Origin of the sequence: Citrobacter sp. RHBSTW-00944 (assembly GCF_013615435.1) — a bacterium.
GTDB lineage: Bacteria > Pseudomonadota > Gammaproteobacteria > Enterobacterales > Enterobacteriaceae > Citrobacter > Citrobacter braakii.
In genome coordinates this window covers 1866535-1882457 of the sequence record NZ_CP055418.1, presented here as the reverse complement: position 1 = coordinate 1882457, position 15923 = coordinate 1866535, and the positions used below count along the sequence as shown (strand labels likewise).

Genomic DNA, 15923 nt, shown 5'->3' with positions numbered 1-15923 from the left:
ATCAAACATGTGTTCATAGTAAGCATGTTTTTGACAAAGTAAATCCATATTCAAGATCTAAACTCAATAGATATGAACAGAATCACAATTTTTTATAGATACAGTCTGTAAAGGAAAGAGAAAATGAGAGGTAGTACACAATTCAAGCAGTCTAAAGAGTTTAACTCCGGCATAACCGGAGATTTTTCAGATGCGCCAGGCGAACCGGTTCGTATCAACTGAGCGAAACAAGGTCTTCTGGCATATGGTTGTACAAAATCCGCCAGAAGTGCTCAGCCGTTTTATTCAACCGGGTATCCATTCGGTAAATATAAGCCTGAATAGGCACCATCAGTTCCGGCGTCTGCAGACAAACCAGCCGCTTTTCGCGCAGTTCGTTTACGATTGTCCACGCCGGCAGCCAGGCGATACCATGCCCATCCAATGCCATATTTTTTAATAACTCACTCATCGAAGACATAAACAGCGTACGGGCTGAAATGCCGCCTACTTCCGCCAGATGACGGTTTACCAATCTTCCCATGTAGGATGTGCTGGTATAGTTCAGAATCGGTGCCTGCGACTGATAGATATCAAACAACGCCTTACCCTGCGCATCTGCAGCACAAACGGGGTACAGTTCAGACTCAAAAACCTTCAAGCCGCAGAAAGGTGACTGCATTAAGTCTTCATCCCGAAAGGAGATAATAAAATCGCTTTTCCCCTCGCGCAGAGTATTCACCGCCTGAACAACATCAATAGCTTCAACGTGATAGACAAACTCCTCCCCCCAGGCCGCCATTGAGTGCACCAATCTGGGCAACATCGTCAGCGACAAAGAATGTGCCGCCGCTATTTTGATATTGGGTACACCCAGTAAATTGTGGCCGCTTAGCTCATCCAGATTACATTCCAGCTGTTGCAACAAACTACGGGTTTGCGAATGAAATAGCTTGCCCTCCTCCGTGAGTTGCAGTGGGCTCGTTGTGCGATCAAAAAGCAGCACACCCACGGCTGATTCGAGCGCCTTGATCCGCCGACTAAATGCCGGTTGGGATATGTTGCGCTCCTCAGCCGCTTGGGAAAAATGACGGCATGCCTCCAACGTCAGAAAGTCATATAACCATTTTGTCTCAATATTTTTCATGCTTATCACGCGGATATTTAAATATGCCTATTAGCCTTAAAGCATCATGCCTGAATAGTTCCGAAGATGACATTCATCATTAGCGCCTGGTGATTCGTTTTTTGCATCAAGGCTTCATTTTTAACATTAACATACTTCTCTCCCTATCGGTTACGACCGCTTGTCCGCCGCGTAACGCGGAGCCTCTGGCCGAATACCGGCCTGCTGAGGTTACACAATAAACCACAGTCATGCGGTTTTTGCATTGAACCATACATTATTGCATTTCTCCTCACCTCTCACTGCTGTTAAACATTATCAGCAGACACAACCCGGCTCTGAATATTAATCATCGGTGAATTGAGGTATATATCGTGAAAGGTTTAATTGGCGTGCTTGGTGGTATGGGACCTGCTGCAACGGTCGATCTGTTTAATAAATTCGTCACTTTTACCGCTGCGCAACGTGACCAGGAACATATCCCCTTAATTATTTCATCTATTCCTGACATTCCTGACAGAACCGACGCGTTAATGCATCATGGTCATTCCCCACTTCCGGCAATGCGCGATTATATGCATAAACTCGAAGATGCTGGCGCCGAGTGTATTGTGATCCCCTGTAACACCGCCCACTTTTGGTTTAATGAATTAAAAGCGTGCTGCCATACAGAGCTGCTCAGTATCGTTGAAACGACCATCAATGAGGTTAAAAACTGCGGGAAATCGCAAATCGGATTACTCGCCACCAACGCCACTTTATACATGGGCCTCTATCAAAAAGGCATAGAATCTCTTGGGTTAACCTGCATCAGCCCTGACTCATCCAGTCAGGAAAAAGTGATGGAAAGCATCTATTGCTTAAAAGCTGGTGATGCTAAGCGGGCACAAACGCTGATGAATGAACAGGCTGAAGCACTCTTCTCACGCGGGGCACAAGTCATCGTGCTCGGATGTACTGAAGTTCCTGTCATTCTTGCTGAAGCAGTCAAAAAGTCACCTGAAAAATATATTGATTCAACCGGTTCGTTGGTTCGTGCCGGTATTAAATGGTACGAGAAACGCGTTGGTAAAAATCACCTTTTGGCACAATGAATGTCCATACCTGTTTAATTGTTGCATTAAATAAAAATCCATTTTAATTACAAATTACTCTCTGGCGGAGGCCATTATGATTTGGCTAGAAATTATCGTAGTGTTGGGCGCAATATTTTTCGGTATCCGCCTTGGCGGAATTGGTATTGGTTTATGTGGCGGGCTGGGGCTGGCTATTTTAACGCTGGGATTTGGGCTGCAAATTGGTTCACCCCCCGTTGACGTTATTCTTATTATTATGACGGTGGTGGTGGCGGCATCGGCGCTACAGGCCGCCGGAGGCATGGATTATCTGGTTCGCATTGCCGGTAATTTTATGCGCCGTAACCCTAAATATATCAATATTATTGCGCCGATTATCACCTGGTCGATGACGATTATGGCGGGAACAGGGTTCATCGTCTTTTCTACTCTGCCGGTGATTGCCGAAGTTGCCAAAGAGTCAGGTATTCGCCCTTCTCGTACGCTCGCAGGCTCCGTAGTCGCTTCTCAGGTGGCGATATCCGGTTCGCCGATCAGTGCCGCAATGGCCGCTATGTTGACTATTATGGAAGGCAACGGTATCAGCTTTATTCAGGTCATGGCAGTTTGTCTGCCTGCCTCATTTGTCGCCGCGATGGTCGCCGCTTTTATCGCCTCACGTCAGGGATGTGAGCTACAGGATGATGAAGTCTATCTGGAACGCCTGCAAAAAGGATTGGTGCGTAAATATGCAGGGCAAAACAGCACAACGCCAGGTGCCAGACTGTCAGTCGCCCTGTTTATGCTGGCAACGGTGGTCATCGTTATTCTTGCCGCATGCCCTCAATTGCGCCCTGGATTCGATGCAGGTAACGCAATGAATACCCGGGATATTATCATTATCTGCATGCTAGCTGCCGCATGTCTGATGGTGGTGCTATGCAAAACATCAACAGACGCGATTGTCCTGACATCCACGTTTCGGGCGGGTATGAGTTCGTTGGCAGTGATTCTGGGTATTGTTACGCTGGGCACAACTTTCATTGATGCCCACTTAACGGGGATAAAGGATATCGCGGGCGATATTCTACGGGCTTATCCGATGCTGTTGGCGCTGGTGCTGTTTGGTACCTGCGCGCTTCTCTATTCGCAGGGAGCCACCACGCCGCTGATTATCCCTCTTGCCGTCGCGCTCGGCGTACCCACATGGGCCATTCTGGCTTCCTATGTCGCAGTGACCGGCGTGTTTGTTCTGCCAACTTATCCGACTTCGCTGGCGGCAATGGAGTTCGACACCACCGGGACAACGCGCGTGGGTAAGTATGTCTTAAACCATCCGTTTATGTTGCCAGGGCTTGGCGGGATCATTGCTGGCGTTGCCTTTGGTTTTATCATCGCACCAATGATTGCCTGAACCGGTTTAACACAGCCAGGCAGATCTAATGAATAAAAAAAGGGGCAGAGAAATCTCTGCCCCGGATGTCAGCGTTAAATCAGGCCGTCTTTGCCACAACCTCTGCTTCCGGGCGTTTCAGCACCGCGTAGGAGAGACCGGCTACCAGCGTACCGGCAATAATGGCCAGCAGGTATCCAACCACCGGAGTGATTGCGCCAGGGATTAACAGCACGAACAGACCGCCGTGCGGCGCCATCAGCTTAGCCCCCACCGCCATCGAGATAGCCCCGGTAATCGCGCCGCCAACGATACAGCAAGGCAGAACGCGCATCGGGTCACGGGCAGCGAATGGGATAGCCCCTTCGGTAATAAAGCACAGGCCCAATACCAGCGCAGCTTTACCGCCTTCCTGCTGTGCTTTGTCGAACTTACGACGCGCCACCAGCGTTGCCAGCCCCAGGGCCAGCGGAGGCACCATACCCGCCGCCATAATCGCCGCCATCGGCGCGTAGGTTTGCGTACTAAGCAGGCCCACACCGAAAGCATACGCCGCTTTGTTAACCGGACCGCCCATATCGGTACACATCATGCCGCCAAGAATCGCTCCAAGCAGCACCGCGTTCGCGGTTCCCATGGTTTGCAGCCAGTGGGTCAGACCTTCCAGAATGCCCGCCACTGGTTTACCGATCAGGTAGATCATGGCCAGACCAACCACCAGGCTTGAGAGCAGCGGAATGATCAGGATCGGTTTCAGCGCTTCCATACTCTGCGGAAGTTTCAGCTTCGTGCTGATGAGCTTCGCCACATAACCGGCAAGGAAACCGGCAATAATCCCGCCAATAAAGCCGGAACCGGTGCTCACCGCCAGCATACCGCCGATAAGACCTGGCGTCAGACCCGGACGGTCAGCGATGGAAAACGCGATGTAGCCCGCCAGAACCGGCACCATCAGCGCGAAAGCTGAACCACCGCCAATCTGCATCAGCGCCGCCGCCAGCGTACCCTGCTCCTTGAACGCTTCGATACCAAAAGCGAATGAGAGTGCAATACACAGACCGCCAGCAACCACCATCGGCAGCATGTAGGATACGCCCGTCAGCAGGTGACGATACGCGCCAGCGCTCTCTTTCTTACCTTCAGTGGTTGCAGACTGCGCTTTGCCGGCAGGCTGGTACGGCGTTGCTTCTTCCAGCGCTTTATCCAGCTCCTGCTTCGTTTTCTTCAGCGCAAGGCCAGTAGAAGTACGGTACATTGGTTTTCCGGCAAACTTCGCCAGATCAACTTCAATGTCAGCCGCCACAATCACCAGATCCGCCTGAGCCACCTCTTCCGGCGTAATGGCATTGCCTGCGCCAACAGAACCACGGGTTTCAACCTTCACCCACCAGCCACGTTTTTTCGCTTCTGTTTCAATAGCTTCAGCGGCCATAAACGTATGGGCTACGCCAGTTGGACAAGCCGTCACCGCCACCACGCGTTTTGGACCACTACTGGCCACGGACGCTGTCGCAACCGGAGCGCTATAAGGTTTTGCGTGGCCTTTCGCTTCGCTGAGGAAAAGTTCAGGATGCGCAACCGCACGACCAATATCGCCCAGCCAGACTTTTTTGCCGTTCAGCGAACTGTCGGCAGGCAGCGTGTCGCCCAGAACAATTGCCAGTTCGGCATCATTAGGATTATCAATAATTTCCAGATGTGCTTTCTGCGCCGCCGCTCCAAGCAGGGTTTTCGCCATATAAGCGCGAGCCTGGCCGAGATTAGCGTCAATAATCAGCAGCGTTTTCATTATGCCTCTCCTGCTGTCAGTTAAACGGTTTTAAGTCGACACGCGCCATCATTGCGGCCAACTGAGGACGATCGGTAATGCCCACATTGCTTTGGCTTACCGCCAGGGCGGCAACAGCGGTTGCCAGACGCAGGGTGTGTTCACTGGATTCACGCATCAGCAGGCCGTAAATCAGGCCGCCAACCATTGAATCACCCGCGCCTACGGTGCTTACCACCTCGACTGACGGCGGTTTAGCAATCCACTCACCCGAAGCGTTAACCCACAGCGCACCTTCCGCGCCAAGTGAAATCACCACGTGAGCAATACCCTGCTCGCGCAACGCATGTGCAGCTTCAATCACATCTTTCATTTCTGGCAGCTTACGGCCTGCCCAGATTTCCAGTTCACGACGGTTTGGTTTCACCAGCCACGGTGCCGCTTTCAGACCGGCCACTAATGCTTCACGACTACTATCAAAGATAATGCAAGGACACTGACTGCGCAGGCGCGTCATCCAGTCGGTGAATGCTTCCGGGCTAACGCCGGTCGGCAAACTGCCGCTGACGCACACCATGTCGAACTGGCCCAGCCAGCTCAGCGAGTCATTCACAAAGCGTTCCCAGTCAGCCGGGGTGACTTCAAAGCCGGAGAAATTGAAATCAGACACTTCGCCGTCTTTTTCGGTCAGCTTGACGTTGATACGCGTACGCCCCTGTACAACCTGAAAACGGTTGGCGATACCCAGCTCGCTGAACAACTGCTGAAAACCATCCTGGTTGTCTTTACCGAGGAAACCGCCCACCGTTACATCGATACCTAAATCTTTCAGAACCTTAGCGACGTTAATCCCTTTCCCTGCCGCATGCAGACCGGTCGTTTTAACCAGGTTCACTTCACCGCGTTCAATTTCCGGGCAGAAACCCACCAGATCGTAGGCTGGGTTAAGGGTGATAGTAGCAACACGTCTGCTCATTACGCGCCCTCCCCAAGACCCGCCGCGATGGCTTCGCCAATCGCTTTCAGCGCCTGTTCAGCATCTTCACCCTGGGCGGTAAAGCGCAGGTGATGTCCTTTCTTCACGCCTAATGCCACAACTTTCATCAGACTGCGTCCATTCGCCGGCTTGCCGGTTCCATCAAGATTTGTCACGGTAATTTCACTGTTAAATTGTTTAATCGTATTCACCAGCATGGTGCCCGGGCGGGCGTGTAAACCATGCTCATTGCGCACAATAAATTCGGCGCTCAGTACATCATCAGTTAAGGCATCATCGCTGGTCAGCAGCGCCAGCACCGTTGCCGCATCGGCTTTCAACAAACGGTCAGCTTTATTATTCAGCAGCAGATCGCCAAGGCGCTTCAGCACCGCAACCGGTTGTTCGTCATTCATGGCGACGGTCACCAGCAGGGCTGCCGCTTCACCTTGTACATCGAACGCTGTTGCTGCGCGGCTGACCGCAACGGCGCTGCGCACATTGCCTTCAGCACAGTCATTCAGCCAGATCCCCTGACCGAGATTCATTGGTTGCTCATTAATGGCTCTGGCCACAAAGGTGGCGTCAACCGCGCCGACCTCTTTCAGCCGTGCGGCGTTGAGCGCCTGCAGCGTGACCAGCGAGTTGGCAACGACGTCCAGCGACAGCGTTTCGTTATCAAGCTTCAGCTGTTCGCTTTGCTTTTCCCCCATCAGCAACGCGCGCAACTCTTCCGCCGTGGTCGCAGATTTCAGCTGTTCAGCGACGGAGTCATCGCTCAGCACGTGCGTCAGCTGACGCAGTAAACCGAGGTGCTCATCAGAGCTGGCGGCGATGCCGATTGCCACATAAGCAACCTGCCCTTCACCCCAGATCACACCCTGCGGAAACTGAAACACCTGCACGCCGGTTTTCAGCACCCGATCGCGCGTGTCCGTCGTACCGTGAGGAATAGCAATACCGTTGCCGAGGAACGTGGACGTCTGTTGTTCACGCGCCAGCATGCCATCGACGTAGCCTTCCGCTACGTTACCTGCCAGCACTAAGGCAGCGGCAACCTGGCGAATAGCCTCTTCTTTATTCCCGGCCTGTTCGCCCGGGTGAATATCCTGAACAGATAACTGGAACATGGTTCTCCTCTCCCGCTGATTTGAAACGATTCAGCTAACATGAGAAAAAAGGCGTCACCTGACTCCATCAGTTATGGCGAGATGACGCTGAAACGTTTCAAGAAGTCTTGCTCTTTTTTCTTCAGCACACAAGTAAAGTTGACAAATTACTTGCTGAATTTAGAGATAACGCACATTTTTTCCGCGGAGGAGAAAAAATTGCTGACGCAAAAACGGCGTCAGCCTGTCAGATTCAGCAGCGTCAGCAAACTGCTTTCTCTGACTGAAATGCTATTTTGATTTTTGATGCCGATTTTGATTTGGCTCCCTGTTTATTTTCTGACAAGCAGCGTAAACTCCGCGTCTCTTCACATTATTGATATCAAAACATGCACAACACCCCCGTAGCCGCCACACCCAAGGCGTTTGATTTAACGTCTTCGGCGTTCCTGCTTGTCGCATTTCTGACGGGTATCGCCGGTGCGTTGCAGACGCCAACGCTCAGCCTTTTTCTGACGGATGAAGTCCATGCCCGTCCCGGCATGGTCGGGTTCTTTTTTACCGGTAGCGCCGTGATCGGCATTTTGGTGAGTCAGTTTCTGGCTGGACGTTCAGATAAAAAAGGCGATCGCAAAAACCTGATTGTGTTTTGCTGCGTGCTGGGGATGTTGGCCTGCGTGCTGTTCGCCTGGAACCGTAACTATTTTATTCTGCTGTTTGTCGGGGTATTCCTCAGCAGCTTCGGTTCGACCGCCAACCCGCAAATGTTTGCTCTCGCCCGCGAGCACGCCGACCGTACGGGTCGGGAAGCCGTCATGTTCAGTTCAATATTACGTGCGCAGGTTTCGCTGGCCTGGGTGATTGGCCCGCCGCTGGCCTACGCGCTCGCCATGGGGTTTAGCTTTACGGTGATGTACCTCAGCGCGGCGGTGGCGTTTGTTGTCTGCGGCGTAATGGTCTGGCTGTTCTTACCCTCGATGAGTAAAAACGTGCCTCTCGCGACAGGCGCGGTAGAAGCCCCGCGCCGCAATCGACGCGACACGCTGCTACTGTTTGTTATCTGCACATTAATGTGGGGGACCAACAGTCTCTATATCATTAATATGCCGTTGTTTATTATCAACGAGCTGCATCTGCCGGAAAAGCTGGCGGGCATCATGATGGGAACTGCCGCGGGGCTGGAAATCCCAACCATGTTGATTGCCGGATACTTCGCGAAGCGTCTGGGCAAACGCCTGTTAATGAGAATCGCCGTTGTCGCCGGATTTTTCTTTTATGTCGGCATGCTGTTAGCCCACTCTCCGGCGATATTACTTGGCTTACAGCTGCTGAACGCGATTTATATCGGCATCCTCGGCGGGATTGGCATGCTCTATTTCCAGGATCTGATGCCGGGACAAGCGGGTTCAGCCACGACTCTCTATACAAATACCATTCGCGTGGGCTGGATTATTGCCGGATCGTTGGCGGGTATTGCCGCTGAAATCTGGAACTATCACGCGGTATTCTGGTTTGCGCTGGTGATGATCGTCGCCACCGTCGCGTGCCTGACGCGCATCAAAGACGTTTAAGGTGCGGTCAGCGCCTCGAGCTCGATGAGATAGACCATGGCCTGGTGCGTCGTCTGTCCGCACATTTCCGCACTGGGCTGTAAACCGGCGCACACTTTTGGCCGCAGAGGCGAAGCAAAAATTTTACAACGCAGGGATTCATCCAGCTGAACGCATGGTGTATTAGCGGGCTTGCCATCAGGCATGCCGGGGATGGGACTGGAAATTGAAGGCGCGGTGCAACATGCACCACAATCCGGACGGCATTCCATACAGTACTCTCTTTATCGTAAACCATCGGATTGTGCAGGAAGCGCACAGTAACACCTTTTTTGCACCAGCAAAAGCATCAATTCCGCTTGCCTGAATGCCCCGGCGCGAGTAGTTTTACGCGATATTTTAGACACTCCTCATTACAGGATTTTTTCGATGCCAAGAGCGAACGAAATTAAAAAAGGTATGGTACTGAATTACAACGGCAAGCTGCTGATTGTAAAAGATATTGATATTCAATCACCAACCGCACGTGGCGCCGCCACGCTGTACAAAATGCGTTTTTCTGATGTTCGTACCGGTCTGAAAGTTGAAGAGCGCTTCAAAGGTGATGACATCGTTGATACCGTCACCCTGAGCCGTCGTGGCGTTGATTTCTCCTATGTCGATGGCAACGAATACGTCTTCATGGATAAAGAAGACTATACCCCGTATACCTTCACCAAAGACCAGATCGAAGAAGAATTGCTATTCATCCCGGAAGGCGGAATGCCGGATATGCAGGTACTGACCTGGGACGGCCAGCTGCTGGCGCTTGAACTGCCGCAAACGGTAGACCTGGAAATCGTTGAAACGGCTCCGGGCATTAAAGGCGCGTCAGCAAGTGCGCGTAACAAACCAGCGACCATGAGCACCGGTCTGGTTATCCTGGTTCCTGAGTATCTGAGTGCAGGTGAAAAAATCCGTATTCATATCGAAGAACGTCGCTACATGGGCCGCGCAGACTAATTTTTCTGCTGCGACACCGGTGAAAAGGGACAGCATTTGCTGTCCCTTTGTTCTTTTCAGCCCTGGCTGCTGAGGTAAAAATCATCCATCAACAGAGATTCCAGATACAGCTCATCCTCACGCATAAAATGCGTTATGACGTTTACCGCCTGAGGATAAACCCCCTCTTCGTCCCGCTGTAAACAACTTTCCCGTAGCAGGGGTGCCCAGCACATAATGTGATGATGCAAAAAGTAATATTGCGCCGATAACGTCTCCTTTTTGGTAACCATTCTCGCCATCAGTGCCAGCTGTACAGCAATATGGTCGGCAGGCTCGTTGTCCTGCGGGGTCAGCCCATACTCGACTAACAGCACATTCATTTCCTTGCGTTCTTCAGGCGCGGTCGTATGCGGATAATGCCCCGCATAAGGTGAAACACCGCCAGGAGGTGCCAGCAAAAACAACGAGGCATAGTCCGCCGCCAGCTCCAGTTGTCGGCTTTCCCGGCGCAGCGCCCGAACGAGACTACGTTCCAGGTTTTTGACATCAACGGATAACCCAGGGATAGCCGTCAACGACGCCAGCCACTTTCGGCTTTCCCCACTTTCCAGGCGGATGAGTTGCTCCTCGTCCAGCTCGCGGAACAGCAGTTGAGAAAACCACTGGTACACCGCCGCCCGCTGTCGATGAATATGATTATGCTGCACTTGCCCCCTCCTCTTTCACAACCTCCGGCCCGCCAAAGCCCGTGACCTGCGGGGCATTCTCCTGGTACCGCTCCACCTCGACCAGCACCGTATGCGCCGAAGGCCCCTGCGCCAGTTGCGATGTACCGATATCCGCACTCAGCACATTCGGATCGCCATAAGTGCATAATGTGCCCGCTTTCCCGCCTTCCTGCGGCGAATACCACGCGCCTTCATGAATCCGGACGACGCCAGGCGCGTAATCCGGACTGATCACCACCCCGGCCAGCACCTGGCCTCTGGCGTTAAACACGCGCGCAATATCCCCGGCTTTCAGGCCACGTGCGCGGGCATCCGACTCGCTCATGTACAGCGGCTCTCTTCCTGCCACCGCATAGGTGTTACGAAACGCCTCGCTTGAGCACAACTGGGAGTGCAGACGTTTATCCGGATGGCAGGACTGCAGATGCAGCGGATATTTATCTGTTTTGCTGCTATGGGTACGCTCAAAGGGTTCCATCCACACCGGATGCCCCGGGCAGTCCTCGTAGGCAAAGCCCGCGATGGTTTTGCTGTAAATTTCAATCAGACCAGAGGGTGTTCCTAACGGATTGATATCCGGCTGTTCGCGAAATTCTCCATGACGCACCCACGGCTTCCCGGCAGGATATTCAATGTATCCTTCGCCCTGCCAGAAGCTCTCGAAGTTCGGCATACTCACGCCAAGGGACGCTCCCGTTTTCGCGCCCTCATCATAAATGGCTTTTATCCACTGCATTTCATCCCGCTTTTCGCGGTATGTCTCTTCCTGACCAAAGCGTTTGCACAGACCGGCAAAGACATCAAAGTCATGTCGCGCTTCAAACTGCGGTTTAACCACCTGATGTATCGCCATCAGCCCTTTATTCGAGTGTGTACCGAACTGCTCAATGTCATTACGCTCAAAGCGCGTGGTCACCGGCAGGACGATATCGGCAAAACGACAGGATGCTGTCCACTGATGATCCAGAACGACCACGGTTTCCAGCTTCTTCCACGCTTCGATCATGCGGTTACGATCCTGCTGCGCATGGAACGGATTGGCGGCGCTGAAAATCGCCATTTTGATATCAGGGAAAGTTAATGTTTCACCGTTGAAAGCGATCTTTTTGCCTGGCGCCAGCAGGCAATCGATCATCCGCGAGGTAGGAATATGCTCTGAAGCGCCGCGGAAATCCGCTTTGTATTTCGCGGCCGGAGGATTGTTGATGCTCCCGAGGCCGGACAGGACGGGACCGCCAGAGGTGACCGTCCCGCCGCCGTTATAGTGCCAGCCAAACCCTACTCCGCCGCCCGGCAAGCCAATTTGGCCAACCATGCTGGCCAGCACCACCAGCATCCACGGATACTGCTCGCCATGGTGCATACGCTGCACGCACCAGCCGCCCATAAACTGTGTCCGGCCTTTGACCAGCAGGCGGGCGAAGTCGCGGATCTGCTCCGCCGTCAGGCCGCAGATTTCCGCCGCCCATTCGGCGTTTTTCGGCTGCTTGTCGCTTTCCCCAAGCAGATACGGCAAGAACTGTTCAAAGCCCACGGTATAATCGTTAATGAACGCCACGTCATACAGTTTTTCTTCGTACAGGGTATGCGCCAGCGCCAGCAATAACGCGACATCCGTTTGCGGTCGCAGCGCCAGCTGCTCACAGCCAAGATAGTTTTGCGACTTGCTACGCACCGGATCAACGCTGATAACGCGCATCTTACCCTGCGCAACCGCTTCTTTAATCTGCTGCCAATAACCAAACGCATCGTGATCGGGAACCAGGAACTCGATCTGCAGATTCTTGATAGGATCGCAGCCCCACAGCACGATGGTTTGGGTATTTTCGATAACCAGCGGGAGCGACGTTTGCTGCTCGTAAACTTCCAGCGAACCAATCACATGCGGCAAAATCACCTGCGCTGCGGCTGCCGAGTAGTCGCCGACGGTCGTTACATAGCTACCGTGCAAACCGAGTCCCCGATCCATCGCGCCGCCGGCCTTATGATATTTGCCAACAATTTGCCAGTCCGCCAGCCCGGTAAAGACGCCAGAAGATCCGTAGGTCTTTTGTACCCACTCCAGCTCTTCATAAACCAGATCCAACGCCTGATCCCAGCTCACACGGACAAAGCGATTATCGCCGCGCTGGTTGCGATCTGACTTTTCACGCTTGCGCAGCCAGTCCAGCCGCACCATCGGGTAGCGTACGCGCGATGGGTTGTAGACCACTTCACGCACCGCATTCAGCATATCGCAGGGGTATTTGTCATGTTTGAAGGGGCGGGTATCGACCCATTCACCGTTCACGACTTTGGCTTCAAAAGCGCCAAAGTGCGAGCCAGACTGGATCCATTGCTCCGGGTTTTCACCCGCTGCCCAGACCTTTGAGATCAGTGGATTTGGCCCTAAAGCGCTGACGGCACCGACTGCCAGCATTCCGCTTAAAAACCGTCGACGTGACGGATTAAAATCATGAATATCCATAAATTATCCTTTTGAATTGTTAGGTTGAGGTATATCGCTGGCGTGAGTCTGGAGATATTTCAACAACGTACGGTCTTCCACCGGATTAAGCCGGTAGTAGGTGGACATGGATTTCAGTCCGGCGATCCAGCCATTCGCGGAATAGCGGGTCGGCGGCGGCGTGCTGTGGCAAGCGCTACAGGTGGATTGCAACATCTGATCGGCGTATTGCCAGAGGGGGTCAATATTGTCGGTAAACCCCTCCGCCGAACTCCAGGCTGTCACGCTTACCTGCTGCCACTCCTGATGTGACTCCGGATCAACCTGTGTTTGCTCAACCTTCACATTGCTCATCAGCGAGGCATCTAATACGGCAGCAAAAACGCGTTTACCCATATACTGGGTAATCACCCGTCCACGTCCTTTGCTTTCCCGCCAGCCGGTCAGCTCTATCTGAACGTTTTTCCCTTCTCTTTTCAGCACACGCACTTGCGTTGCCGGGTACAGCATGGCTTTACCTGCCGGGCTCTCTGCTGTCGCAGTCAGTGATTTTTCGCCTAACGAATACAGCGTCGTCGCCGTGGGTAACTGCTCTCCCTGACGCTGCAGCTGCTGGTAACGATCGCGAAAACCGCTGCTCATATCGGGTTTGTGATGGGCAATGCCTTTGTGACAATCGATACAGTTACTGTCTTTTGCCGCCGCCGCGGTCATTTGCGCCGCTGCATTTGCCGATTGCTTGCCGTGATCCATCGCCTCGTAGCTATGGCAGGATTTACACGCCGCTGAATTATTCGCGCTCATGCGCGCCCATTCTCGCTGGGCCAACTCCGCCCGCTTTGCGGCAAATTTTTCCGGGGTATCGATCGAAGGAGAGATAAAGGTGTGGTAGAGGTCGTTTAAGGCTTGCGTTTTACGAACCAGCGTTGGGACGATGCCTGGCGGAATATGACAATCCTTACACTCCGCACGCACACCTGAAGCATTACGAAAATGCACGCTGGTTTTATACTCCTCGCCAGATGTGCGCATCGAGTGACACGATAAACAAAACTCGGTAGAACTGGTGTAATGAACGCCTTGCCACGTTCCCCAAATAGCCAGGGCCATTGCTACCGCCCCGGCGAATGCGCACCATAGTGTGTTTTTTCTTATCCACGACATGCTTGCCTCCATTTTTTTAATAGCGACACGCTAAGGGATAATAAAAATCAAAAATAGAGACAGCGAAGGCAGATTATAGGAACAGCATCCACTCTATGAGGTTCGTCAAATAGTAAAGAGCAGAAGTCCGTAATATAATTACCATCTATAAATAAGGAATTTATCATGCTCAAACTGACTCTCGATAGAGAAAGCCGGACTCCGCTGCAGTTGCAGATATTTCAATTTTATTTACAGGCCATTCAGCGGGGTGATTTGCTGTGTGGAGATAAACTCCCCTCTATTCGCGAGCAGGCTCAGGCATTGAACATTGCCAAAATAACGGTAGTGATGGCCTATGATAAGCTGATGGCGGCTGGATTAATTAAGAGCCGACACGGCATTGGCTATGAGGTGATATTCACCACGCCTGTACGTGTAACCCCAGCGCATGTGTCCGTACCCCAGGGCTCTCCGCCAGTAACACCAAAAGCGGCCGGGGTCTCTACCGATGTTTACGCAGAGCCTGGGCGGGAGTGCTACTGCCGGATGGGCGTCCCCGATCCCAATGCTTTTCCCTGGGCAAGCTGGCGAAAATGGAATAACGCGCCAAGCGTACTTAAAGAGCAATTGTTTACCCGATATCATTCATCAAATGGATTATTTTCACTGCGTGAGCAACTAGCCAGGTACCTTAATTTATCTCGCGGCATTAATACCCGGGCGGAGAACATCATCATTACCAATGGGATTCAGGAAGGATTGTCGCTGCTCAGTCAAATATTTATTGTTCATCATGCCGTCAGTCAGCAAAAAAAGTGCCACGTTGTGGCCGAATCCCCTTGCTATTCTGGCGCATGGCATCTGTTTAATTATTACGGTGCAGACATTACGTCAATTGCTGTAGATAACCACGGGCTGCAAACAGATAAATTACCCGAATATGAAACCCAGCTTTGCTATGTGACTCCGGCTCACCAGTATCCAATGGGAAGCGTCCTTTCGCTGGAGCGCCGTCAGTCATTATTGACGTGGGCGCAGCGCGTCGGCGCTTATATCCTTGAAGACGACTACGATGCTGTTTTTACCTATGGCGAGAACCCCCTTCCTGCCCTGAAAGCTATGGATTATCACAACCGGGTTATCTACATGGGGACATTTTCCAAAACGCTGGGGCCGGGAACGCGTCTTGGCTATCTCATTTGTCCTGATGAACTGCTCCCGGCAGTAAAGAATATGAAAGCGCTCAACAACAACGGCAGTCAGTGGCTATTGCAGCAATTTTTAGCCGAATTAATGCAAAATCAGGTGTTTTACTCGCACATCAGCAAGCTGGCCTGCAACTATGCGGCGCGCCTCAATCTGTTACGCGATGGCCTTTCTGTTCTGTTTCCGTCAGGGAAAATCGCTGGCGCAACGGCGGGTCTGCACCTCTCGTTACGCGTTGACAGACACCCAGATATGATAGCCAGGCTGCAACAGCGCTGCCTGCTGGCAGGGATCCGCTTTGACACTCTGCCAGATATAGAAAATGGCTCAGGTGCCGCATGGCGTAGGGAGAATAGCGATGCTGTTATGTTTTTCGGGTTTGGCGGATTGCAGATACAGCAGATCAAAAAGGTGCTGTCGGTACTGGAGCAGGCGCTAGCGCAGCCTTGATGAATTT

General features: G+C 52.5%; 13 protein-coding genes. 5 read left to right on the top strand and 8 right to left on the bottom strand.

Annotation, left to right across the window (positions count from 1 at the left end; genetic code table 11):
- Positions 1 to 214: 214 nt before the first annotated feature.
- Positions 215 to 1126 (bottom strand): hypochlorite stress DNA-binding transcriptional regulator HypT, encoded by a 912-nt coding sequence (hypT, locus tag HV334_RS08940; RefSeq protein WP_019077233.1) that lies wholly within the window; start codon positions 1124 to 1126, stop codon positions 215 to 217.
- Positions 1127 to 1479: 353 nt separating this feature from the next.
- Here hypT and HV334_RS08935 point away from each other — a divergent pair, with 353 nt between their 5' ends.
- Together HV334_RS08935 and HV334_RS08930 are read left to right on the top strand one after the other, a co-directional pair.
- Complete coding sequence (locus tag HV334_RS08935) at positions 1480 to 2199, top strand: amino acid racemase (protein ID WP_049281984.1); 720 nt, start codon at positions 1480 to 1482, stop codon at positions 2197 to 2199.
- 76 nt (positions 2200 to 2275) lie between these two features.
- Positions 2276 to 3574, top strand: a complete 1299-nt coding sequence (locus HV334_RS08930; RefSeq protein ID WP_016153735.1) for an anaerobic C4-dicarboxylate transporter — start codon at positions 2276 to 2278, stop codon at positions 3572 to 3574.
- Between the two features lie 79 nt (positions 3575 to 3653).
- Here HV334_RS08930 and fruA read toward each other — a convergent pair whose 3' ends face one another.
- The 3 genes from fruA to fruB are packed head-to-tail and all read right to left on the bottom strand — an operon-like array spanning position 3654 to position 7427.
- Entirely contained in the window at positions 3654 to 5342 is a 1689-nt protein-coding gene (gene fruA / locus HV334_RS08925) for a PTS fructose transporter subunit IIBC (RefSeq protein WP_181221495.1), read from the bottom strand.
- Positions 5343 to 5358: 16 nt separating this feature from the next.
- On the bottom strand, positions 5359 to 6297 hold the full coding sequence (gene fruK / locus HV334_RS08920) for a 1-phosphofructokinase (RefSeq protein WP_003834544.1): 939 nt from the start codon (positions 6295 to 6297) through the stop codon (positions 5359 to 5361).
- Positions 6297 to 7427, bottom strand: coding sequence for a fused PTS fructose transporter subunit IIA/HPr protein (gene fruB / locus HV334_RS08915; RefSeq protein ID WP_016156988.1), 1131 nt, complete (start codon positions 7425 to 7427; stop codon positions 6297 to 6299). The genes fruK and fruB overlap by 1 nt, the downstream gene beginning before the upstream one ends.
- Positions 7428 to 7795: 368 nt before the next feature.
- On the opposite strand from fruB, the gene setB reads away from it, so the two are divergent.
- Positions 7796 to 8977: a sugar efflux transporter SetB gene (setB, locus tag HV334_RS08910; protein ID WP_181221492.1), complete on the top strand. Its 1182-nt coding sequence runs from the start codon at positions 7796 to 7798 to the stop codon at positions 8975 to 8977.
- Here the strand turns inward: setB and HV334_RS08905 are convergent.
- Positions 8974 to 9228: a YkgJ family cysteine cluster protein gene (locus HV334_RS08905; RefSeq protein ID WP_016153739.1), complete on the bottom strand. Its 255-nt coding sequence runs from the start codon at positions 9226 to 9228 to the stop codon at positions 8974 to 8976. The two genes, setB and HV334_RS08905, sit on opposite strands and share 4 nt — an antisense overlap.
- Positions 9229 to 9385: 157 nt before the next feature.
- Here HV334_RS08905 and yeiP point away from each other — a divergent pair, with 157 nt between their 5' ends.
- Entirely contained in the window at positions 9386 to 9958 is a 573-nt protein-coding gene (yeiP, locus tag HV334_RS08900; protein WP_016153740.1) for an elongation factor P-like protein YeiP, read from the top strand.
- 56 nt (positions 9959 to 10014) lie between these two features.
- On the opposite strand, the gene torD is transcribed toward yeiP, so the two are convergent.
- From torD to torC, 3 genes are read right to left on the bottom strand one after another with little or no spacing between them, the layout of a single operon-like run.
- Positions 10015 to 10647: a molecular chaperone TorD gene (torD, locus tag HV334_RS08895; protein ID WP_103766553.1), complete on the bottom strand. Its 633-nt coding sequence runs from the start codon at positions 10645 to 10647 to the stop codon at positions 10015 to 10017.
- Positions 10637 to 13135, bottom strand: coding sequence for a trimethylamine-N-oxide reductase TorA (torA, locus tag HV334_RS08890; RefSeq protein ID WP_181221491.1), 2499 nt, complete (start codon positions 13133 to 13135; stop codon positions 10637 to 10639). Before torA ends, torD begins: the two co-directional genes overlap by 11 nt.
- A 3-nt stretch (positions 13136 to 13138) precedes the next feature.
- Positions 13139 to 14278: a pentaheme c-type cytochrome TorC gene (torC, locus tag HV334_RS08885; protein WP_181221489.1), complete on the bottom strand. Its 1140-nt coding sequence runs from the start codon at positions 14276 to 14278 to the stop codon at positions 13139 to 13141.
- A 165-nt stretch (positions 14279 to 14443) separates the two neighbouring features.
- On the opposite strand from torC, the gene HV334_RS08880 reads away from it, so the two are divergent.
- A complete protein-coding gene (locus HV334_RS08880) occupies positions 14444 to 15916 on the top strand; it encodes a PLP-dependent aminotransferase family protein (RefSeq protein WP_016156993.1) in 1473 nt (490 codons plus the stop codon).
- Positions 15917 to 15923: the final 7 nt, after the last annotated feature.

What these genes read in the sequence shown, in the direction of transcription:
- hypT (WP_019077233.1), bottom strand. Translation starts at nt 1,126, where the DNA reads ATGAAAAATATTGAGACAAAATGGTTATATGACTTTCTGACGTTGGAG.
- HV334_RS08930 (WP_016153735.1), top strand. Translation starts at nt 2,276, where the DNA reads ATGATTTGGCTAGAAATTATCGTAGTGTTGGGCGCAATATTTTTCGGT.
- fruA (WP_181221495.1), bottom strand. Translation starts at nt 5,342, where the DNA reads ATGAAAACGCTGCTGATTATTGACGCTAATCTCGGCCAGGCTCGCGCT.
- fruK (WP_003834544.1), bottom strand. Translation starts at nt 6,297, where the DNA reads ATGAGCAGACGTGTTGCTACTATCACCCTTAACCCAGCCTACGATCTG.
- fruB (WP_016156988.1), bottom strand. Translation starts at nt 7,427, where the DNA reads ATGTTCCAGTTATCTGTTCAGGATATTCACCCGGGCGAACAGGCCGGG.
- setB (WP_181221492.1), top strand. Translation starts at nt 7,796, where the DNA reads ATGCACAACACCCCCGTAGCCGCCACACCCAAGGCGTTTGATTTAACG.
- HV334_RS08905 (WP_016153739.1), bottom strand. Translation starts at nt 9,228, where the DNA reads ATGGAATGCCGTCCGGATTGTGGTGCATGTTGCACCGCGCCTTCAATT.
- yeiP (WP_016153740.1), top strand. Translation starts at nt 9,386, where the DNA reads ATGCCAAGAGCGAACGAAATTAAAAAAGGTATGGTACTGAATTACAAC.
- torA (WP_181221491.1), bottom strand. Translation starts at nt 13,135, where the DNA reads ATGGATATTCATGATTTTAATCCGTCACGTCGACGGTTTTTAAGCGGA.
- torC (WP_181221489.1), bottom strand. Translation starts at nt 14,278, where the DNA reads ATGTCGTGGATAAGAAAAAACACACTATGGTGCGCATTCGCCGGGGCG.
- HV334_RS08880 (WP_016156993.1), top strand. Translation starts at nt 14,444, where the DNA reads ATGCTCAAACTGACTCTCGATAGAGAAAGCCGGACTCCGCTGCAGTTG.